Below are 19,418 nucleotides of genomic sequence, written 5' to 3' on the forward strand. Positions count from 1 at the left end.
GCTGGCTAACAGACCACATCCCCCTCCGTCGGCTTCGCCGACACCTCCCCCTTCAGGGGGAGGATTGTTCCAGCCTGGCTTTCAATGTTTCCAGGTCGCGGGTCACGGCGGCGGCGTCGCGGTCGAAGGCGGCGTCGTCCATGTCGGGCAGGCGAAAGAGGGTGAGCGTCACCTCGGCGCCGTCGCCATTGGCCACGACGCGCAGGGGCACCGAGATCTCGGTTCCGTCCGGCAAGGTCACCCAGTGGTCGAGGACGCCGAAGGGATTGGCAGGCGAGAAACGCACGCGGGCCTCGCCGACGGGGGTGTCGGCGATCCAGACGCCGTCTTCGTCGGAAGCCCGGCGCAGGCCGTCGCCGATGCCGGCGGCCCAGTCGGCCATGGTCTCCGGATCGGCCGCATAAGCATAGACGACGTCGGCTGGGCGCGCGACGCCGATGGTGATCGGACGGCAGGGATGCAGGGTCATGCGAGCGGCCTCGTCATCGGCGGAGCGCGCCGCCGTCGGGCCGTCCACGCAGGATCAGGCGCGCAGGATCAGAAGAGGACGGTGGCCAGGGCGATGAGGCCGGCCCAGAGCGCGATGCTGGCGCCGACGACGGCCACGCGGCTCCAACGAACTCGGCGACGCGGCGACGCGCTGTCGTGGCGCGCGCCCATGCTGAGATAGGCCATGTCTTCCTCCCCCGCCTCTGTTCTCCCTTGGGGGCGGGAGCGGGCGGTTTCATTTGATACGATCTCCTGGGTTGCAACGCTTGGCAAGAGCAACAGAGCCACGGACTCACAAAAATGTGCGTTCCAACACAGTGACTTGTGTCGCCCAGCCGACTTCACCGCAGGGCGGGCGGCCTCAGATCGAGCCCGTCCCATGATATGGGCGGCCGATGACCTGGTCCTCGTCGCCTTCCCAGGCCTCGTCGTCGGGCATCGAGACGTTGGCGTCCCAGTGCTCGGCCTGGCTGGCGCCCGAGCCGCTGTCGGTGTGGCGGACGATCTCGTCGATGTCGCGGGCGTCGCGCGGGGCGGTTCCCGGCGGGATGGTCGCCGTCTCGGCCGGGCTCAGCGCATCGTTCTGGAAGTCGACGTGCTGGGGATAGAAGGCCAGGCGCCCGGTCAGTCGCTCCATGCCCGGCAGCGGCGCCTCGTACGACCACACGGCGTCCTCGATGATCTGGCCGTCGCGATAGATCGTGTAGTAGCTGGCCGAGCCCTTGTACGGGCAGCGGGTGGTCTTGTCGGACCGGCGCAGGAAGGCCATCGCCACGTCGTCGCGCGGGAAGTAGCGGACGGGCGGATAGTCGGCCTCGCGCAGCACCAGGACGTCGTCGCTGTCGGCGATCTCGTGGCCTTCGAACAGCACGCGGACCCGGCCGCTCTCGCGGGCGCAGGTGATCGGATGGTTGGGATCTGACGATTGCATGGGCGTTCCCCAGGCGTTGAGGGTGTCGTTGCGGAACTTGCAGCCAGTGAAACGCGCGGCGCGCCCCAACCGCTCCCTCCCGGCAAGCCTTTGCTTGTGAAACGGAAAGCCGCGTGATCTTCTCCCCGCGAACTGGGGAGGGGAGGGCGAAACGACCGTTGGCGTCGCCCTATCTGACTTGAATACAGTCAAGGTCGAGAATGAATAGCATTGTCGTTGTCGCCGGGATTCTCGTCACATTGGTGACGGGCCTGCCGGTTTTCATGCAGCTCATAAAGGATCACCCAAAAGGGCTGATCATTCTGTTCTTCGCCGAGATGTGGGAGCGGTTCTCCTACTACGGCATGCGCGCCATCCTGATCTTCTATCTGACGCAGCACTTCCTTTTCGAGCCGAAGGTCGCCAACGGTCACTACGGCTCCTATACCTCCCTCGTCTACCTGCTGCCGCTGATCGGCGGCTTCCTGGCCGACAAGTGGCTGGGCACCCGCAAGGCCGTGGCCTTCGGCGCCATCCTGCTGGTCGCCGGCCACTTGGCCATGGCGGTGGAAGGCAAGCCCGCCACCCAGACCCTGACCTATGCCGGCCAGACCTACCAGTTCCAGGCCGAGGGCCGTGGCGGTGAACGGGTCGCCAAGCTGGTGGTCGCGGGCAAGCCCTACGACGTCTCGGCCACCAAGGCCGGCGACTTCGAGATCAAGGACCTGCCGGCCGCCGCCCCGCTGCCCGCCGTGCTGCCCAAGGGCCAGTACCAGCTGGGCGTCGAGGGCCGTGATCCGACCTACCTGAACATCTTCTGGCTGGCCCTGTCGCTGATCATCGTCGGCGTCGGCTTCCTCAAGCCCAACATCTCGACCATCGTCGGCCAGCTGTACCCGCAGGGCGACCCGCGTCGCGACCCGGGCTTCACCCTCTACTACTACGGCATCAACCTCGGCTCGTTCTGGGCCTCGATCCTCTGCGGCCTCCTGGGCATCAAGGTCGGCTGGTGGGCGGGCTTCGGCCTCGCGGGCCTGGGCATGCTGGCCGGCTTCGTCGTCTTCGTGCTGGGCAAGCCCTGGCTGCTGGGCAAGGGCGAGGCGCCCGAGCCCAAGAAGCTGAAGGAGAAGGTCGCCGGCCCGCTGACCCGCGAGCACGCGATCTACGCCCTGTCGCTGCTCGGCGTGCTGGGCGTGTTCTTCCTGGTCCAGCGCAGCGCCATCGTCGGCGTGACCCTGGTGGCGGGCATGATCGGCTCGATCGGCTACGTGCTGTGGTTCATGTTCGCCAAGGTGCAGAAGGTCGAGCGCGAGCGCCTGGCCCTGGCCCTGTTCCTGATCTTCGGCGCGGTGGTGTTCTGGACCCTGTTCGAGCAGGCCGGCTCGTCGCTGAACCTGTTCGCGGCCACCAACGTCAACCTCAACCTGACCTCGGCCCCCGTGCAGTGGTTCGGCGGCGCGGTTACCTTCGCCACCCCGGCCCAGCTCGCCGCCGCGACCATCGACCCCGCCAAGACGCTGTGGATCGATTCCAGCTTCAACGCCGCCCAGACCCAGGCGCTGAACGCCGGCTGGATCCTGATCTTCGCCCCGGTCTTCGCGGCGCTGTGGACCTTCCTGGGCCGCCGCGACAAGGACCCGAACCCCGTCGTGAAGTTCGGCCTGGCGCTGTTGCAGGTGGGCCTCGGCTTCCTGGTGCTTCAGTGGGGCTCGACCTTCGCCGACGGCGCCTTCCGCATGCCGCTGTTCTTCCTGGTGCTGATGTACATGCTGCACACCACCGGCGAGCTGTGCATGTCGCCCGTGGGCCTGTCGCAGATGACCAAGCTGTCGCCGGCCTCGATGGTGTCGTTCATCATGGCCGTGTGGTTCATGGCCGTGGCCATCGCCCAGTATGTCGGCGGCTTCATCGCCGGCCTGACCACGGTGGAAACCGTCGGCGGCCAGGTGCTGGACCCCGAAGCGGCGCTGCGCACCTCGCTGCAGGTGTTCAACGTCATCGGCCTGATCGCCGCCGGCATCGGCGTGCTGTTCCTGATCGCCTCGCCCTTCCTCAAGAAGTGGTCGCACGGCGCGGACGAGCACCACGCCGCCCCGACCGACACCGCGACGGTCGCCGACTGATCTCGGCGCACCGCACTGAAGACGAAGGCCCCGGAGCGATCCGGGGCCTTTTTCTTTGGCCCTGTCGGGTTTCGCACAGTCGCCTGTTCGCCGGCCGCGCGAAGTGACGTCGATGCACGTCAGGGTCGCGTTGGCGGCCGAACGGGGAGACGGCCATGGGAACGACCTACACGATCTTCGGCGCGGGGCCGGCGGGCCTCTACACGGCCTGGCGGCTGGTCACCGGCGGCAAGGCCGTGGCGGGCGACACGATCCAGCTCTACGAATGGGGCGACTACGCCTTCGACGGCCCGGGCTCGGGCACGCGCCTGCCGGCGGGCCGCATCGTCACCCACTTCTGCAACGACGACCCGCGCCAGTCCTACATCGAGGCTGGCGGCATGCGCTTCATCCAGTGGGACGCGACCAAGAGCGAAGGCCACCAGCTGGTGACCCTGACCATCGAGAAGCTGGGCTTGGCCGGCAAGATCATCGACTTCAACACCACCGACAATCCGCTGCTGTTCCTGCGCGAGGAGCACATCTACCAGAACGACCTGGCGACCCATCCCGCGCCCTACAACACGCCGGGCAACAACGAGCAGCCGGCCGCCACCCTGTTCTCGAACATCTCGGCCCTGATCACGGGCGACGCGCCGGTGAAGACCCGCGCCCAGCAGTGCGCCTTCTACGGCTCGGGCCGGCTGCCGCCGACCTTCAACTCGTTCGTCTATCCGCCGGGCTCGATCGCCGGCAACATCGGCTACTGGAACGTCTTCTACGACCAGGCCGGCAACGAGGGCTACGAGTACGCCGCCGACGCCGGCGGCTACACCTCCAACGTCATCAACTGGAACGCCGCCAACGCCGCCGTCTATAACGGCGAGTTCGCGCCGGGCGGGGCGTTCAAGACCCTCAGCGGCGGCTATTCCCAGGTCTTCGTCGAGCTCTACCAGCAGACCCTGAAGGCCGCCCAGGACGCCGGGGTGGCCTTCACCCTGACCCAGCGCACCCGCCTGCACTCGATCTGGCTGGAGGGCGAGACGGTCAACTATCGCCTGGCCAGCGCCGAGACGCCGTTCAAGGGCGGGGCGGTGCAGACGACGCAGAACGCCTTCCTGGCCATGCCGCCAGCCTCGCTGGACCTGGTGGCCGAGGCCACGCAATACGCCGACATGCCCGAAGGCACGCTCGACATCCTCAACGCCGAGGGCGTGCAGCTCTACATCGACGGGGTGATCCGCCAGCCGTCGATGCGGGTGATGCTGTTCTTCGACCGCCCGTGGTGGAACGATCCGGGCGTGCCCTATCCGCCCAGCCTGACGGGCGCGCCCAACACCTTCGGCCCGACCATCACCGACCTGCCGCTGCGCCAGGTCTACTACTTCGGGAACAACAGCGACGGCGCGGCCAACCCCGCCTACGGCGTCCTCGCCTCGTACGACGACATGCAGTACGTGCAGTTCTGGCAGGAGCTGGAGGTCGACGTCACCGAGCGCCGCAAGGTGCCGATCGACCAGGACCACCAGGTGCTGTTCGGCCCGCGCAAGGCCACCGACACCATGATCCGCATGGTGCTGCTGGAGCTGGCCAAGGTGCACTGGGGCGATCCCAACGCCGCTGGCCAGATCCCCTGGCCGGTCGAGGCGATCTTCAACGACTTCTCGCTGAACCCGTTCGGGGCCGGCTACCACGCCTGGGCCGCGCACTACGACATCTGCGACGTGATGCAGAGGATCCGCCAGCCCACGGGCCTGGTGCCCGGCGCGACGGCGGCCAACCTCTTCATCATCGGCGAGGCCTACTCCAACGACCAGGCCTGGGTCGAAGGCGCCTTCTGCACGGCCGAGTCGGTGCTGGTCGACTACTTCGGAATGACGAGCATCGCCGACACGACCAACTATCCGCTGATCTGCAGCTGCTGATGATGGACCGGGCGGCTCAGGCTGAGGCCTGGGCCGCCTTGGCCTTGCTCTGGTGGTGCGACAGCACGATCGACAGGATCACCACCGGGATGCCGACCGCCGCCGTGCCCGCGAAGAAGATCGCGTACGAGGTCATCAGCGGGAAGCTCTTCTCCAGGCCCTCGACGACGGCGCCTGAGAAGCCCTTCAGGAACTTGCCCAGCATGGCGTAGGTGCTCGACAGCAGGGCGTACTGGGTGGCGGTGTAGCCAAGGCTCGTCAGGCTGGACATGTAGGCCACCAGCGCCGCGCCGGCGAAGCCGGTCGAGATGTTGTCGACGATCATCGCGCCGATGAAGACGGGCATGTTCGGCCCGGCCAGAGCCATGGCCGAGAAGGCCAGGTTCGAGCCCGGGCCCAGCACCGCGCCCAGCACCAGCGTCTTTTCGAAGCCCAGCTTCACGGCGCTGAGGCCCGCCAGAGCGATGCCGACGAAGGTGGCGACCAGGCCGAACGAGGTGCGCACCGCCCCGATCATCTCCTTGGCGAGGCCCAGGTCGGTGTAGAGCGGCGCGGCCATCGGCCCCATCAGGAAGTCGGGCAGGCGGTAGAGGGCCACGGTGCACAGCATCAGCAGCGCCATCGGGCCATGGGTCTGGAAGAAGGTGACGAACGGACCGACCACGGCGTCGAAGAAGCCGCGCGGGGTCCACAGCGGGGCGGCGGCCACGCCGCTGGCGGCGGCGGGCGTGCGGGCCGGTTCGATGGCGAAAAGGGTGGCGGTCAGGCCGATGCCCATGGCCGCGGCGCACAGCAGGTACGAGGTCGGCCAGCCGAGCTTGGCGGCCGCCACCAGGATCCAGGCGTCGGTGGCCAGGATGGCGATGCGGTAGCCGAACTGGAAGGCGGCGGTCAGCAGGCCCAGGTCGTCGGGGCTTTCGGCGCGCTCGATCCGCCAGGCGTCGACGACGGTGTCCTGGCTGGCGGCGGCGAAGGCGGTGATCACCGCCAGCAGGGCGAAGGTCCACAGGTGGCCGCCCGGACCGACGGCGGCCATGCCGAACAGGCCGATCCCGACGACGATCTGGGTCAGGACCATCCAGCCGCGCCGGCGGCCCAGGCGCCCGAGCAGGGGCAGGTCCACGCGATCGATGATCGGCGCCCACAGGAACTTCAGCGAATAGGCAATGCCCACCCACGACAGGAAGCCGATGGCGGCCAGCTCGATGCCCTGCTCGCGCAGCCAGAAGCCCAGGGTATTGCCCACCAGCATGAACGGCAGGCCCGACGAGAAGCCCAGCAGCAGGGTGACCAGAACGCGCGGTTCGCGCAGGGCGGCCAGCACCTCGCGCCAGCCGTGCGGCTTGCGAGCGGGCTTGGCCACGTCGGTAGCGGCCGTCTCGTTGGTCTGCTCGGTCATGGTCTTCCCCGAAGTGGACGGGGAGGGTGGGACCGTCCCGTCAGCCGGCGACCTTGGCGCGCGTCGCGTCGTTCGTCCAGCGGCGCGGGCGGTCGGGGCCGGTCCAGCGGGACAGGGCGTCGCGCAGGGCGGCGGGGGTCAGCGGCTTGACCAGGAAGTCGTCCATGCCGGCCATCAGGCACTGGCGGCGGTCATCGTCGAAGGCGTCGGCGGTCAGGGCCAGGATCGGGGTGTCGACGCCCTTGGCGCGGACGGCGCGGGTGGCCTCCAGGCCGTTCAGGCCCGGCATGCGCAGGTCCATGAACACCAGGTCGTAGGTTCCGCGCGACAGGGCGGCCACGGCCTCGTCGCCGCTGGCGATGCGGTCGACCGTGCAGCCCTCGCGCTCCAGAAGGGTGCGGGCGAGGAGGGCGTTGATCGGATTGTCCTCGGCCAGCAGGACGCGGGCGCCCGGCGCGGCGGCCGGGGCGATGCGGTCGTCCTGGGCCTCGGCGGGGGTGACGATGGCCTCCAGCGCCGCGTCGATCGGCTTGGCGCCCAGCACCTGGGCGGCCAGCGAGGTGCGGCGCAGCGGCTTGATCAGGTAGCCCGAGAAGCCGGCCTTGGAGAGGTTGGGGATTAGGTCGCGCTGGTCCGGGGTCAGCAGGGCCACGGCGGCGCGGCCGGCGGGCGCGGCCAGCGGCCCGGCGAGGGCCGCGTCGACCAGCAGCACGGTCTGGGCCGGCAGGGTCTCGACCTTGTCGAGGCCGGCCAGGTTCTTCACCCAGGCGCCGCTGGCGATGGCCTGGGCGCCGACCGCCTCGCGGACCACGGGGTTGGGCGAGACGACGGCGACGAACCGGCCTTCCAGCGGCGGGGCCGCCGGGGCCTGGTGATGGCGTTCGAACGGGGCCTCGAACCAGAAGTCGGCGCCGCCGCCGGGGTTTTCCGCGACGCCGGCCTCGCCGTCCATGGCGCCGGCCAGGCGGGCGACGATGGCCAGGCCAAGGCCCGCGCCGCCCAGCTGGGCCTGGTGCGACGGGTCGGTCTGGACGAAGGCCTCGAAAATCTTCTCACGGGCCTCGGGGGCGACGCCCGGACCGGTGTCGGCCACGGAAAAGCGCACGCGGCCGGCGCCGGCGTCGCGGGCGGTGATCAGCACGCCGCCTTTTTCCGTGAACTTCACGGCGTTGCCGGCGAAGTTCAGCAGCACCTGGCGCAGGCGGCCCTCGTCGGCCAGCAGCGGCGGCAGGCCGCGCTCGACCGCCCAGGCGATCTCGATTCCCTTTTCGTGGGCGCGCGGGCTCATCAGCTCGGCCACCTGGCGCAGCAGGTCCTCGGGGTTCACCGGGGCCAGATGCAGCTCCAGCGCCGTGGCGCCCAGGCGCGCGAAGTCCAGCACGTCGTTGACCAGGGAGAGCAGGTGGTCGCCGCTCTCGCGCAGGGCCGCGACATAGGAGCGCTGCTCGGCGGTCAGGCGGGTGTTTTCCAGCAGACGCGCCATGCCCAACACCCCGTTCAGGGGCGTGCGGAACTCGTGGCTCAGGGTGGCCAACTGCTCGGCGGAGACGGCGTCGCGGGTCTTGGTCATGGCGCGGGAGTGTAGGGCGCGGGGGTTAAGGGGCGGTGGAGGCGGGGGCGATGCTTCAGGAGCCTCCCCCTGTGGGGGGGCGATCGCACAGCGATCGGTGGGGGGAGTAATCAGAAAATCAGCCGGCTTCCCGGAGGCTGAAAACGGCCCCCCGCTGGGCCTTCGGCCGCCTTCCCCACAGGGGGAGGTTTCTAGATTACCCCCTCCATCTCCCCCGCCGGGCTCGTCCGCCGGTGCGCCAGGGCTTCGGCCACGTGAACCCGCTTCACCGAGTCCGCGCCTTCGAGGTCGGCGATGGTGCGGGCCAGGCGCAGGGTGCGGGTCCAGCCGCGGGCGCTGATGCGGCCGGCTTCGGCGGCGCGGGTCAGCAGGGCGCGGCCGGCTTCGTCGAGGGCGCAGATGCGGTCCAGCAGTTCGCCCTCGGCCCGGCCGTTCAGTGTCTCGGGCGTTCCGGGCATGACGTCTTCGGCGCGCTGCGCCTGAAGCCGGCGGGCGGCCGCGACGCGGGCGGCGACCTCGGCCGAGCCCTCGCTGGCGGCGGGCAAGGCGAGGTCGGCGGCGGTGACGGCGGGCATGTCGACGGCCAGGTCGATGCGGTCCATCAGCGGTCCCGACACCCGGCCCTGATAGTCGCGGATGCAGCGCGGGGCCTTGCCGCAGGCGCCGCGTCCGGCGCCGCCGTGGCCGCAGCGGCAGGGGTTCATCGCCGCCACCAGCTGCACCCGGGCCGGATAGCGGATGTGGGCGTTGGCGCGGGCGACCATCACCTCGCCCGTTTCCAGCGGCGCGCGCAGGCTGTCCAAGGCCTGGACGCCGAATTCAGGGAGTTCATCAAGGAACAGCACGCCGTTATGAGCCAGCGACACCTCGCCGGGCTTGGCGCGCAGGCCGCCGCCGGTGAGGGCGGCCATACTGGCGCTGTGGTGCGGGCTGCGGAAGGGCCGGGCCCTGGTCAGCGCGCCCCTGGCGATCAGCCCGGCCACCGAATGGACCATCGAGGTCTCCAGCAGCTCCTGCGAGGTCAGGGGCGGCAGCAGGCCGGGCAGGCGCTGGGCCAGCATCGACTTGCCCGAGCCCGGCGGGCCGACGAACAAGAGGTTGTGGCCGCCGGCCGCGGCGATCTCCAGCGCCCGCTTGCCCTGTTCCTGACCCTTGACGTCGCGCAGGTCTTTCGCCCGTTCGCCCTCGATCACCGGACCCGGCGCGGGCGAGCCCAGGACCTGGCTGCCGCGAAAATGGTTGATCAGCGCCACCAGCGAGCGGGGCGCCAGGATCCGCGTGCCGCCGGCCCAGGCCGCCTCGGGCCCGCAGGCCTCGGGGCAGATCAGTCCCAGGTCCATGGACCCGGCCGCCATGGCCGCGGGCAGGGCGCCGGCGCAGGCGACGATGCGGCCGTCCAGCGACAGCTCGCCCATGGCCGCCCAGCCGTCCAGCGCGTCGGGCGGGATCACGCCCATGACGCCCAGCAGCGCCAGGGCGATGGGCAGGTCGAAATGGGTGCCCTCCTTGGGCAGGTCGGCGGGAGCCAGGTTGGCGACGATGCGCTTGCCCGGCATCGACAGGCCAAGCCCCGCGAAGGCCCCGCGCACCCGCTCCCGGCTCTCGGCCACGGCCTTGTCGGGCAGGCCGACGACAGCGAAGGCGACGACGCCGCCGGTCAGCTGCACCTCGACGTCGACGCGGCGCGCCTCGACGCCCTCGAATGCAACCGTGACGACCTTTGCCGCCATCGTTCCCCCTGAAACAACGTTCGACTTATCCACAAGCCAAGCATGGCTGTCGGCTCGGAGCAAGAACGAAAAATGAACGTTTCAGGAAAGTGTGACGATTCAGTCGTCTACGGCGACTTCCTCAAGCAGGGGTTGATCGGATGGTTTCGATCCGATCCCAGAGCACCGCGGCGGCGTCGATGCCGCTGAACCGCTTGAGCTGCTGGGCCCCGGTGGGCGAGGTGACGTTGATCTCGGTCAGGTAGTCGCCGATCACGTCGATGCCGACGAACAGCAGGCCGCGCTTCTTCAGTTCAGGGCCGATGATGGCGCACAGTTCCTTGTCGCGAGCGGTCAGCTCGACGGCCTCGGCGCGGCCGCCGACGCGCAGGTTCGAGCGCACCTGGCCGGCGGCCGGCACGCGGTTGATCGCGCCGACCGGCTCGCCGTCGACCAGCAGGACGCGCTTGTCGCCTTTGCTGACGGCCGGGACGAACTTCTGGGCGATGACCTGCTCGCGGCCGATCATCGCGTGCAGTTCTAGGAGGGCGTCGAGATTGGGATCGTCCGCCAGCAGACGAGCCACGCCCGAGCCGCCGCCGCCGTAGAGGGGCTTGAGCACGATGTCGCCGTGACGGGCGCGGAAGTCGTAGATCGCCTCGTGGTCCGACGTGATCAGGGTCGGCGGCTGCACGCCCGGGAAATCGGTGACGAACAGCTTCTCGGGGGCGTTGCGCACCTCGGCCGGGTTGTTCACCACGAGCGTGTGCGGATGCACCTTCTCCAGGAAGTGCGTGGCGGTGATGTAGGCCATGTCGAACGGCGGATCCTGGCGCATCAGCACCACGTCGACGTCGTCCTTCATGTCGAGCAGCACGGTCTCGCCGAGCTTGGCGTGGGCGCCCTTCTCGGCGAACACGTCCAGCGGCTGGGCGCGGGCGAAGACGCGGCCGTCCTCCAGCGACAGCTTGTCGGGCGTGTAGAACCACAGCTTGTGACCGCGGATCTTGGCTTCCATCATCATCAGGAAGGTGGTGTCGGTGTCGATGTTGATCCCCAGGACGGGATCCATCTGGACGGCGACTCTCAGCGACATGACGACTCCGGGGCTTTCTGGACGCCGCACAGGTACACGGTTCCGCGGCGCTGGTGTCTAGTTAAGTCGAAGCGGGGCGATTGCGAGGGGCGATCGCTGAATCCCTTTCCCGCAGGGGGAGAGGGTGTCAGTTCAGCCTCAATCTCACCCGCTCCCGGGCCGCCCGCGCGGCGATGGTCGCGCCGCCGTCCAGCGTCTGGGCGCGCGACAGCGCCTGCAGCGCCCCGGCCAGGGCGCCCTGGCCCTCGCGGGCGGCGGCGACGTCGAGCCAGGGGTGGTGGTCGGTGGGGTCGAGCAGGGCGCGGCGCAGGGCCGAGCGCTCGGCGCGGGCCCAGTCGCGCGACTGCTGGGCGCGGGCGAAGATGTTGTTCTGTAGGCGGATCAAGACGGCGCGGTCCGAGATCGGGGCCATCAGCTGGTCCAGGCGTGCGGCGACATCGGGCATCAGGCCGGTGCGCAGGGCCCGGCGCGACAGCTCGGACGGCAGCACCACCCGCCCCTCGCTGAACGGGTCGAGGGCCAGCGGCCCCTCGTCGGTCTCGATGCGCAGCAGGAAGTGTCCGGGGAAGTCGACGCCGTTGACGTCCAGCCCCACCTCGCGGGCGGCGTGGATGTAGAACACCCCCAACGCCACCGGCAGGCCCTTGCGGCGTTCGGCGATGGCGATGACGTCGGCGTTGTCGGGGTGGTCGTAGGTCAAAAGGTCGCCGGTCAGGCGCAGGTCGCCGGCCATGGCCTCGGCGATGGCTTCCTCGGGAGACTCGCTCTGCATGCGGGACTTCAGCCGCTCGACCGCCGAGCGGGCCAGATCCAGGGCCGGCTGCTCGTCGCGGTCGGGGTCGTCGTGCGCGGCGCAGGCCAGGGCCGCCTCGAACAGCGGGAAGGCCTCGTCGTCGAGTTCGCCGGCGCGGGTCAGGATGGCTTCGGCCTCGTCGCGGGTCATGCCCAGGCCCTCCCGTCGTCGGGCCAGGCGTCGGCCACGTGGCGGGGCGGCCGGCCGGGGGTCATGGCCAAGAGGTCCAGGCGCACGGCCATGCCCTTGAGGCCGGCGCGCGAAGCCGCGGCCAGCGCGCCCGCGCGGCGCAGGCGCATCCGTTGTTCGAAGCTCACCGCCTCCAGCGCCGCCTCCAGGCTCGTCCGACTCTTGACCTCGACAACGATCAAGACGCGTCCGCGTTGCGCCAGGATGTCGATCTCGCCCGCCCGGGTCGCCAGGCGGAAGCCCAGGATGCGGTAGCCCTTCAGCATCAGCCAGGCCGCGGCCCAGGCCTCGGCGCGGCGGCCCGAGCGCCGCGCGGCCGCGCCGCGGACCTTGCGGACCTCGCGCAGCGGCGGGGCCGTCATCCGGCCTCCTTCAGGGCCAGGGCCTGGCGATAGAGGTCCTTGCGCGACAGGCCCAGCGCCTTGGCCACCTCCGAGGCGGCCTCGCCCAGGGGCAGGCGGGCCATGGCCTCGCGCAGGGCGGCCTCGGCGTCGTCGGCGCTGGCGGCCTTCTCTTCGCCCGGGCCCACCAGGATGACGATCTCGCCCTTGGGCGCCTCGAAGCGCGGGTCGACGGCCAGTTCGCCCAGCGGGCCGCGCACGCAGGTCTCGTAGAGCTTGGTCAGCTCACGGCACACCGCGCCCGGACGATCGGCGCCGAACACCGCGGCCATGTCGGCCAGCGTGTCGTCCACCCGCGAGGCGCCCTCGAAGAAGATCAGGGTGGCGCGGACGTTGGCGAATTCCTCGAAGAAGGTTCTGCGGGCGCCGCTCTTGGGCGGCGGGAAGCCGGCGAACAGGAAGCGGTCGGTGGGCAGGCCGGCCAGGGTCAGGGCCGCCAGGGCCGCCGAGGCGCCGGGTATGGGGAACACCGGATGGCCGGCCGCGATGGCCTCGCGGGCCAGGCGGTAGCCGGGGTCCGACACCATCGGCGTGCCGGCGTCCGACACCAGGGCCACGCGCTCGCCGGCCTCCAGCCGTTCCAGGATGGCCGGAATGGCTCGTTCGGCCACGTGCTCGTCGTGGCGCTCCAGCCTGGTGCGGATCGAGTAGGCCGAGAGCAGCTTGCCGGTCACCCGGGTGTCCTCGGCCAGCAGCAGGTCGCAGGCGGCCAGCACGTCGAGCGCCCGCAGGGTGATGTCGCGCAGGTTCCCGATCGGCGTGGCGACCAGGTAGAGGCCGGGCGCGAGCGGGGCGTCGGACAGGACGGGCGGGGGAAGCAAACGGCTCAAGCGGCGGTACTTTCCGTTGAGTGGGTCGGGCCAGGGCCCGTGAAGCGAGACGTTATCAGGTCGCGAGCACGCCTGTCAGCCGGTCGAGGAGCAATCGGCCTTGGCGCGTGGCGCGCAACCTCGCCGGGTCATCGACCAGAAGTCCCGCCTCGACCAGCGATTTCACCTTGGGCGTGTCTGGCGACAGGTCCAGAGCGGCCATCTCGGCGAAGGCGACGCCGTCGTCGATGCGCAGGCCCAGCAGCAGGCGCTCCTCGGCGGCCTCGACGGGGGTGAGGTCCTCGCGCTCGAAGCCGGTTCCGTCGGCGGCGACGGCGGCGATATAGTCGGCGATCCTGGCCCGGGCGGTGGTGGCGACCTTGCCGCCGATTGGGCCAGAGGCCAGCGTCAGGCGGCCGTGGGCGCCGGGACCGACGCCCACATAGTCGACGCCCCGCCAGTAGACGAGGTTGTGGCGCGAGCGGGCGGCCGCGCCCCGGGCGTGGTTCGACACCTCGTAGGCGTCGAAGCCGGCGGCTTCCAGCACCTCCTGCGTGGTCTCGAACAGCTGGGCGGCCAGGTCCTCGTCGGGCGGGACGATCTTGCCGCGACCGACGGCGCGGTCGAAGGCGGTGCCGGCCTCGATGGTCAGCTGGTAGGGCGAGACGTGCTCGGGGCCATAGGCCAGCATTTCCGCCAGTTCCTCGCGCCAGGCCGCGTCGGTCTGGCCGGGGCGGGCGTAGATCAGATCAACCGAGAGGCGCGGGAAGAGGCGCGCGGCCGTGGTGATGGCGCGGCGGGCCGAGCCGGCGTCGTGGTTGCGGCCCAGCATCTTCAGCGAGGCGTCGTCCAGCGCCTGGACCCCCAGCGACAGCCGCGCCACGCCGGCCTGCGCCAGCGCCTCGAAGCGGCCGGCCTCGGCGTCGGTGGGATTGGCCTCGAGGCTGATCTCCAGATCGCCCTCCGGCGTCCACAGGGCCCTGGCCGTCTCGATGACGCGGGCGACGGCCTCAGGATCCATCAGCGAGGGCGTGCCGCCGCCGAAGAAGATCGACGAAAGGCGGCGCGGTCCGGTCATGGCCCGCTGGGCGGTCATGTCGGCGATTATGGCGTCGGCCAGCGCCGCCTGCTCGTCGGTCCGGCCCCGGTCGCGCACGACGTTGAAGTCGCAATAGGGGCAGATGCGGGCGCAGTAGGGCCAGTGGATGTAGAGGCCGAGGGGCGTCATGCGGCGGCCTCGGAGGCGCCGAAATCCCCGCCCTTCGACGGGCTCAGGGTGAGGATTTCTACTGCGACGCCTGAAATAGCCCTCATCCTGAGCTTGTCCCCCGGGTCCGACCAACGGTCGGCCCGAGGATAAACTCCGGACGAGGGCGGGCCCGCAGCCTGCGCGTGGTCACTCAAACAGCGCCGCCTTCAGCTTCTCGAAGGCCACGGCGCGGTGGCTCATGGCGTCCTTCTGGTGCGGCTCCATCTCGCCGAAGGTCTGGTCGTAGCCGTTGGGCACGAAGATCGGGTCGTAGCCGAAGCCCTTGTCGCCGCGCGGCGGGAACACCAGGGTCCCGTGCACCTCGCCCTGCACCACCACGGCCGGGCCGCCGTTCGGCCAGGCGACGGCGAGCGCGCAGGTGAACCAGGCGCTCATGTCTTCCGAGCCCGTCTCCTCGATGCGCTCGGCCACCTTGTCCATGGCCATGGCGAAGTCCTTGCCCGGGCCAGCCCAGCGGGCCGAATAGATGCCCGGCGCGCCGTCCAGCGCGGCGACCGACATGCCGGAGTCGTCGGCCAGGGAAACCTCGCCCGACAGGTCGGCGGCGTGGCGGGCCTTCAGCAGGGCGTTGCCGACGAAGGTCGTCTCGGTCTCGTCCGGCTCGGGCAGGCCAAGCGCGCCGGCGGCCAGAACTTCGAAGCGGCCGTCGAGCAGGGCGGCCAGCTCCTTGGCCTTGCCCGGATTGTGGGTGGCGGCGACGATCTTCTGGCCGTTGATCAGTTTCAGGGTCATCGCACACTCCTCGGACGGAAACCGAGCGTGTTTAGACCCCCGAGAGGCCCGCGCCGCAAGGCCGGATCATTGCGAAAGTTTAATATCGTTTATCGATAAGCGACATTGTCCGATGGCCAAGGACCGGCGATCCTGGCGACATCGAGGAAGGCCCAGCGCCGGCCGTCGATCCGCCCCTGTCCGGAACCGCAAGATGACGCTGCCCCGCCTGTTCAGCCTCCTGGAATCCTCGGCCGTCCGTCTGGCGACCCTGGTGCTGATCGCGGGCCTGCCGATCTCGGCCGTGACGTTCCTGGCCCACACGCTCTAGACTTCAATCCCGCGATCGCCTGGGGAGGCGAGTCGCTGTTGGCGGGGACACAAGCCCATGCGCGCCTTGGGGCCAGGCTCGGTATCGAGCTTCCTGAAGATCATTCTCGACGTCAGCTACTACGCGCTTTGGGTCTGGGTCAGTTTCCTGGCCCTAGTGACGGTGCTGGTGCTTCTGCTCAGCTTCAATCCCGACCTGCTGGCCTCGATGCTGCCGGGCGAGGCGGCCGAAATCCTGCGCAAGTACGGGGCCGGGGCGGCCGTGGCCCTGGGGGGCTGGGCGCTGATGTCGGGCGGCTGGATGGCCATTGTCGAGCGCCTGCGCAAGATCTTCGCCACGATGATCCTGGGCGACCCGTTCCATCCCGACAACGTGCGCCGGCTGCGGGTCATGGGTATCGTGCTGGCCGCTTTGGAGATCGGCCGCTACGTGCTGTCGGCCCTGACTCGCATCCTGGTGCCCAGCGACAAGTCGCCCGAGGGATCCTTCACCCTGACTGCCTGGTTCTCGGTCCTGGTCGTCTTCGTCCTGGCCGAGGTCTTCCGCGAGGGCGCCCGCCTTCGCCGCGAAGCCGAACTGACCATCTGATCGCGAGCGTCGCATGTCCATCCGCGTAAATCTCGACCGCGTGCTGCTGGAACGCCGCATGTCGCTGACCGAACTCTCCGACCGTGTCGGCGTGACGCTGGCCAACCTGTCGATCCTGAAGACCGGCAAGGCGCGGGCCATCCGCTTCTCGACGCTGGACGCCCTGTGTCGCGAACTGGGCTGCCAGCCGGGCGACCTGATGACCTTCGAGCATGGCCCCGGCGACGGCGGCGAAGACGGCGAAGGCGACGGGGGCTGACGCCAGGCTTGCGAAGCCGGCGGGCGGGCCACACCTGTGGCTCATGCAAATCGTCTGTTCATCCTGCGGGGCGGCCAATCGCCTGCCCGAAGACCGCGACCCCGCCGCGGCCAGGTGCGGCCGCTGCAAGAGCGCCGTCTTCACCGGCCTGCCGATCGAGGTCGACGCCGCCGGGCTCGACCGTCACCGCCGCCTGACGCAGGGCGCGGCCGTGCTGCTCGACGTTTGGGCCCCGTGGTGCGGACCCTGCCGGGCCATGGCCCCCAACTACGCCGCCGCGGCCGGCAAGCTGGAGCCGGGCGTGCGCCTGTTGAAACTGAACTCCGAAGCCCACCCGGCGCCGGCCTCGGCCCTGGGCGTCAGCGGCATTCCGGCCCTGATCCTGTTTCGCGACAACGCGGTGGTCGCCCGCTCGGCCGGCCTGATGAGCGCGCCGCAGATCGTGGACTGGACGCGTCGGGCGCTGGGTTGAGTTTCCCCTCCCCCATCAAGGGGGAAGGCAGCATTTCGAGGGAGGGTCCAAGATGATCGAACGTATCGGCAAGGCGGCGCGGTGGAGCGACGCGGTCGCCTTCAATGGCGTGGTCTACCTGTCGGGCCACGTGGCCGAGGAGACCCGCGGCCAGTCGGTGCTGGAGCAGACCAGGGAAGTGCTGGCCCAGATCGACGACACCCTGGCGCAGGCCGGGTCGAGCAAGGACAAGTTGCTCAGCGTGACCATCTACCTGGCCGACATGGCCGGCTTCGACGAGATGAACCAGGCCTGGGACGCCTGGGTGGACAGCGACAACCCGCCGGCGCGGGCGACGGTGGAGGCGCGGCTGGCGCGGCCGACCATGGCGGTCGAGATGACGGCGATCGCCGCGCGCTAGGGGCGGCCTCGATCACCCCTGGCGCGAGGGCTCGACCTTCGCAACCGAACGGCTAAGGTCCGGCGCGCGAGGGGCGTGGGGAGAAGTCGGCATGTCGGACGGTCTTACTCGGCGCGAGGTCGCAGGCGTGGTCCTGGCCGGCGCGGGGGCCTGGGCCTGGGCGTCGGCGGAAGGCGCGAGCGCGGCCGCCGATCCCCTGGTGCTCGACGACGCCAGCGGCCTGAACGCCACGCGGGTCGCGCGTCTCGTGCAGGCCAGGCCCGACGCGGCGCTGGTCGAGGCGCTGCGGCGCGAGCTGAAGGACGCCGCGGCCGCCGGTCGCCCGGTCTGCGTCGGCGGCGCGCGCCACTCGATGGGCGGGCAGAGCCTGGCGGGGGGCGGAACCGCCGTCACCTTCGATACGGGCGGCTGCGCGCCCGACGCGGCGAGCCTGACCTATCGCGCCCATGCCGGGGCCCGCTGGCGCGACGTGATCGCCGTGCTCGACCCGCTGGGTTTCGCGCCCAAGGTCACCCAGTCCAACAGCGACTTCACCCTGGGCGGGACGTTCAGCGTCAACGCCCACGGCTGGGCCGCGCCCCTGGGGCCGATGGGCTCGACGGTGCGGGCCGCCACCATCCTGCTGGCCGACGGCCGGGTGGTGCGGTGTTCGAGAGAGGTCGAGCCCGAGCTCTTCGCCCTGGCCATGGGCGGCTACGGCCTGGTGGGGGTGATCCTGGACCTTGAGGTCGAGATGGCGCGCAACACGAGCCTGGCGCCGCGCTACGAGGAGATGCCGGCGCGGGACTTCGGGCCGCGCTTCGCCGGGGCGGTGAAGGCGCCGGGCGTGGTCATGGCCTATGGCCGGCTGTCGGTGGCCCGGCGCGACTTTCTGGAGAAGGCGCTGATGGCGGTCTACCGGCCGGTGGACACCGCGCCCAGGCCGCTGGCCGGCGGCTCGGAGGCCATGGCCGGCGTGGCCCGTCAGGTCTATCGCGCCCAGATCGGCTCTGACGCCTGGAAGGAGACGCGCTGGTGGGCCGAGACCGAGCTCAAGCCGCGCCTGGAGCCCAAGGTCGTCACCCGCAACGCCCTGATCGCCCTGCCGGTCAGCGCCCTGGCCGGCCACGACCGCCGCCGCACCGACATCCTGCACGAATACTTCCTGCCGCCCGACGGGCTGGCCGGCTTCCTCGAGGACTGCCGGCGGATCATCCCGAAGTCGGGGCTGGAACTGCTGAACATCACCCTGCGCTATGTCGCGCCGGACCCGACCAGCGTGCTGGCCTTCGCGCCGGGCGAGCGGGTGGCGGGGGTGATGTCGTTCTCTCAGCCGAAGACCGACGCGGCCGAGGCGGCGATGCGGGCGATGACTCAGGGCCTGGTCGACAGCGCCCTGGCGCACGGCGGGTCGTTCTACTTGCCCTATCGGCTGCACGCGCGGCCCGACCAGGCGGCGCGGGCCTATCCGAACCTTGCGCGGTTCGCGGAGGCCAAGCGGCGGCTCGATCCGGGCGGCCTGTTCCGCAACGCCTTGTGGGATCGGTATTTCGTGACGGCGGCGTGAAAACGCGATTTCGCCTTGCCGGCTAAGCTTTGGGTTGACGCCCTGTCGACGGCGCCGAGACTGGCGGCCGGTCGCATGGAGATCGAGATTGAAGGTGGGGCTGAAGCTTACCGGCGCGTGCCCGGCCTGCGGGGCGGGCGGACAGGGCTGCGGCCCGTGGCAGGGCCTGAAGCGGCGGGTGGTCATGCGGTGCACGAAGTGCGCCAAGGCCATCGAGTCCGAGCTGTCGCTGGCGGCCTACCTGTTCGTCTGCCTGCTCAGCACGACCTGGGGGGTGCTGCTCTTCGGCGTTTCGGTGGTGGCGCTGTTGACCGGTGCGTGGCTGCTGGCCGGCGGGGCGGCGCTGCTGCTGTGGGCGACGGTGCTCCTGCCCGCCCAGCTGCTGCACGGCGGCCGGCTGAAGATCTACAACCCGTACGCCTGGTAGTCGTCGGCTCGTCCCGGCGGCC

The 19,418-nt window shown here is 70.3% G+C and carries 20 protein-coding genes; 8 read left to right on the forward strand and 12 right to left on the reverse strand.

The window, feature by feature from the left end; genetic code table 11:
• Positions 1-52: 52 nt before the first annotated feature.
• The 3 genes from DDF62_RS17605 to DDF62_RS17610 all read right to left on the reverse strand — a co-directional run bounded on the left by DDF62_RS17605 (position 53) and on the right by DDF62_RS17610 (position 1,420).
• Positions 53-469, reverse strand: a complete 417-nt coding sequence (locus tag DDF62_RS17605) for an SRPBCC family protein (RefSeq protein ID WP_116490308.1) — start codon at positions 467-469, stop codon at positions 53-55.
• 68 nt (positions 470-537) lie between these two features.
• A complete protein-coding gene (locus DDF62_RS25710; protein ID WP_165828757.1) occupies positions 538-675 on the reverse strand; it encodes a hypothetical protein in 138 nt (45 codons plus the stop codon).
• 175 nt (positions 676-850) lie between these two features.
• Positions 851-1,420 (reverse strand): DUF427 domain-containing protein, encoded by a 570-nt coding sequence (locus DDF62_RS17610; RefSeq protein WP_116490342.1) that lies wholly within the window; start codon positions 1,418-1,420, stop codon positions 851-853.
• A gap of 200 nt (positions 1,421-1,620) precedes the next feature.
• Here DDF62_RS17610 and DDF62_RS17615 point away from each other — a divergent pair, with 200 nt between their 5' ends.
• Entirely contained in the window at positions 1,621-3,522 is a 1,902-nt protein-coding gene (locus tag DDF62_RS17615) for a peptide MFS transporter (protein ID WP_116490309.1), read from the forward strand.
• Between the two features lie 155 nt (positions 3,523-3,677).
• Positions 3,678-5,426, forward strand: coding sequence for a flavin monoamine oxidase family protein (locus DDF62_RS17620; protein WP_116490310.1), 1,749 nt, complete (start codon positions 3,678-3,680; stop codon positions 5,424-5,426).
• 16 nt (positions 5,427-5,442) lie between these two features.
• Here DDF62_RS17620 and DDF62_RS17625 read toward each other — a convergent pair whose 3' ends face one another.
• The 9 genes from DDF62_RS17625 to rdgB form a co-directional block, all read right to left on the reverse strand.
• Positions 5,443-6,825: an AmpG family muropeptide MFS transporter gene (locus tag DDF62_RS17625; protein WP_116490311.1), complete on the reverse strand. Its 1,383-nt coding sequence runs from the start codon at positions 6,823-6,825 to the stop codon at positions 5,443-5,445.
• 40 nt (positions 6,826-6,865) lie between these two features.
• Positions 6,866-8,395, reverse strand: a complete 1,530-nt coding sequence (locus DDF62_RS17630; protein WP_116490312.1) for a response regulator — start codon at positions 8,393-8,395, stop codon at positions 6,866-6,868.
• Positions 8,396-8,586: 191 nt separating this feature from the next.
• Positions 8,587-10,125 carry a YifB family Mg chelatase-like AAA ATPase gene (locus DDF62_RS17635; protein ID WP_116490313.1) on the reverse strand — a complete coding sequence of 513 codons (1,539 nt, stop codon included), beginning with the start codon at positions 10,123-10,125 and terminating at the stop codon, positions 8,587-8,589.
• A gap of 121 nt (positions 10,126-10,246) precedes the next feature.
• Positions 10,247-11,200 (reverse strand): glutathione synthase, encoded by a 954-nt coding sequence (gene gshB / locus DDF62_RS17640; protein WP_116490314.1) that lies wholly within the window; start codon positions 11,198-11,200, stop codon positions 10,247-10,249.
• Positions 11,201-11,327: 127 nt separating this feature from the next.
• The gene (locus DDF62_RS17645; RefSeq protein WP_116490315.1) at positions 11,328-12,143 is read right to left on the reverse strand and encodes a SirB1 family protein; all 816 of its coding nucleotides are present in this window, start codon (positions 12,141-12,143) and stop codon (positions 11,328-11,330) included.
• Positions 12,140-12,544: a YraN family protein gene (locus DDF62_RS17650; protein WP_116490316.1), complete on the reverse strand. Its 405-nt coding sequence runs from the start codon at positions 12,542-12,544 to the stop codon at positions 12,140-12,142. Before DDF62_RS17650 ends, DDF62_RS17645 begins: the two co-directional genes overlap by 4 nt.
• Positions 12,541-13,413, reverse strand: a complete 873-nt coding sequence (gene rsmI, locus DDF62_RS17655) for a 16S rRNA (cytidine(1402)-2'-O)-methyltransferase (protein WP_116490317.1) — start codon at positions 13,411-13,413, stop codon at positions 12,541-12,543. The genes DDF62_RS17650 and rsmI overlap by 4 nt, the downstream gene beginning before the upstream one ends.
• Positions 13,414-13,468: 55 nt before the next feature.
• Complete coding sequence (hemW, locus tag DDF62_RS17660; protein WP_116490318.1) at positions 13,469-14,620, reverse strand: radical SAM family heme chaperone HemW; 1,152 nt, start codon at positions 14,618-14,620, stop codon at positions 13,469-13,471.
• Between the two features lie 168 nt (positions 14,621-14,788).
• Positions 14,789-15,394, reverse strand: a complete 606-nt coding sequence (rdgB, locus tag DDF62_RS17665; RefSeq protein WP_116490319.1) for an RdgB/HAM1 family non-canonical purine NTP pyrophosphatase — start codon at positions 15,392-15,394, stop codon at positions 14,789-14,791.
• Between the two features lie 367 nt (positions 15,395-15,761).
• On the opposite strand from rdgB, the gene DDF62_RS17670 reads away from it, so the two are divergent.
• The 6 genes from DDF62_RS17670 to DDF62_RS17695 all read left to right on the forward strand — a co-directional run bounded on the left by DDF62_RS17670 (position 15,762) and on the right by DDF62_RS17695 (position 19,396).
• Entirely contained in the window at positions 15,762-16,292 is a 531-nt protein-coding gene (locus tag DDF62_RS17670; protein ID WP_116490320.1) for a DUF2975 domain-containing protein, read from the forward strand.
• Between the two features lie 13 nt (positions 16,293-16,305).
• The gene (locus tag DDF62_RS17675) at positions 16,306-16,551 is read left to right on the forward strand and encodes a helix-turn-helix domain-containing protein (protein ID WP_116490321.1); all 246 of its coding nucleotides are present in this window, start codon (positions 16,306-16,308) and stop codon (positions 16,549-16,551) included.
• A gap of 43 nt (positions 16,552-16,594) precedes the next feature.
• Positions 16,595-17,023: a thioredoxin domain-containing protein gene (locus DDF62_RS17680; protein WP_116490322.1), complete on the forward strand. Its 429-nt coding sequence runs from the start codon at positions 16,595-16,597 to the stop codon at positions 17,021-17,023.
• Positions 17,024-17,075: 52 nt separating this feature from the next.
• On the forward strand, positions 17,076-17,423 hold the full coding sequence (locus DDF62_RS17685; RefSeq protein ID WP_116490323.1) for a RidA family protein: 348 nt from the start codon (positions 17,076-17,078) through the stop codon (positions 17,421-17,423).
• Between the two features lie 91 nt (positions 17,424-17,514).
• Positions 17,515-18,969 carry an FAD-binding oxidoreductase gene (locus DDF62_RS17690; RefSeq protein ID WP_116490324.1) on the forward strand — a complete coding sequence of 485 codons (1,455 nt, stop codon included), beginning with the start codon at positions 17,515-17,517 and terminating at the stop codon, positions 18,967-18,969.
• A gap of 94 nt (positions 18,970-19,063) precedes the next feature.
• Entirely contained in the window at positions 19,064-19,396 is a 333-nt protein-coding gene (locus tag DDF62_RS17695) for a hypothetical protein (protein ID WP_133244947.1), read from the forward strand.
• The last annotated feature ends 22 nt before the right edge of the window (positions 19,397-19,418 follow it).

The sequence above is a fragment of the Caulobacter radicis genome, assembly GCF_003094615.1.
Classification (GTDB): domain Bacteria; phylum Pseudomonadota; class Alphaproteobacteria; order Caulobacterales; family Caulobacteraceae; genus Caulobacter; species Caulobacter radicis.

Coding starts and splice junctions, on each gene's coding strand:
- DDF62_RS17605 (WP_116490308.1), bottom strand. CDS start 469: ATGACCCTGCATCCCTGCCGTCCGATCACCATCGGCGTCGCGCGCCCA.
- DDF62_RS25710 (WP_165828757.1), bottom strand. CDS start 675: ATGGCCTATCTCAGCATGGGCGCGCGCCACGACAGCGCGTCGCCGCGT.
- DDF62_RS17610 (WP_116490342.1), bottom strand. CDS start 1,420: ATGCAATCGTCAGATCCCAACCATCCGATCACCTGCGCCCGCGAGAGC.
- DDF62_RS17615 (WP_116490309.1), top strand. CDS start 1,621: ATGAATAGCATTGTCGTTGTCGCCGGGATTCTCGTCACATTGGTGACG.
- DDF62_RS17620 (WP_116490310.1), top strand. CDS start 3,678: ATGGGAACGACCTACACGATCTTCGGCGCGGGGCCGGCGGGCCTCTAC.
- DDF62_RS17625 (WP_116490311.1), bottom strand. CDS start 6,825: ATGACCGAGCAGACCAACGAGACGGCCGCTACCGACGTGGCCAAGCCC.
- DDF62_RS17630 (WP_116490312.1), bottom strand. CDS start 8,395: ATGACCAAGACCCGCGACGCCGTCTCCGCCGAGCAGTTGGCCACCCTG.
- DDF62_RS17635 (WP_116490313.1), bottom strand. CDS start 10,125: ATGGCGGCAAAGGTCGTCACGGTTGCATTCGAGGGCGTCGAGGCGCGC.
- gshB (WP_116490314.1), bottom strand. CDS start 11,200: ATGTCGCTGAGAGTCGCCGTCCAGATGGATCCCGTCCTGGGGATCAAC.
- DDF62_RS17645 (WP_116490315.1), bottom strand. CDS start 12,143: ATGACCCGCGACGAGGCCGAAGCCATCCTGACCCGCGCCGGCGAACTC.
- DDF62_RS17650 (WP_116490316.1), bottom strand. CDS start 12,544: ATGACGGCCCCGCCGCTGCGCGAGGTCCGCAAGGTCCGCGGCGCGGCC.
- hemW (WP_116490318.1), bottom strand. CDS start 14,620: ATGACGCCCCTCGGCCTCTACATCCACTGGCCCTACTGCGCCCGCATC.
- rdgB (WP_116490319.1), bottom strand. CDS start 15,394: ATGACCCTGAAACTGATCAACGGCCAGAAGATCGTCGCCGCCACCCAC.
- DDF62_RS17670 (WP_116490320.1), top strand. CDS start 15,762: ATGCGCGCCTTGGGGCCAGGCTCGGTATCGAGCTTCCTGAAGATCATT.
- DDF62_RS17675 (WP_116490321.1), top strand. CDS start 16,306: ATGTCCATCCGCGTAAATCTCGACCGCGTGCTGCTGGAACGCCGCATG.
- DDF62_RS17680 (WP_116490322.1), top strand. CDS start 16,595: ATGCAAATCGTCTGTTCATCCTGCGGGGCGGCCAATCGCCTGCCCGAA.
- DDF62_RS17685 (WP_116490323.1), top strand. CDS start 17,076: ATGATCGAACGTATCGGCAAGGCGGCGCGGTGGAGCGACGCGGTCGCC.
- DDF62_RS17690 (WP_116490324.1), top strand. CDS start 17,515: ATGTCGGACGGTCTTACTCGGCGCGAGGTCGCAGGCGTGGTCCTGGCC.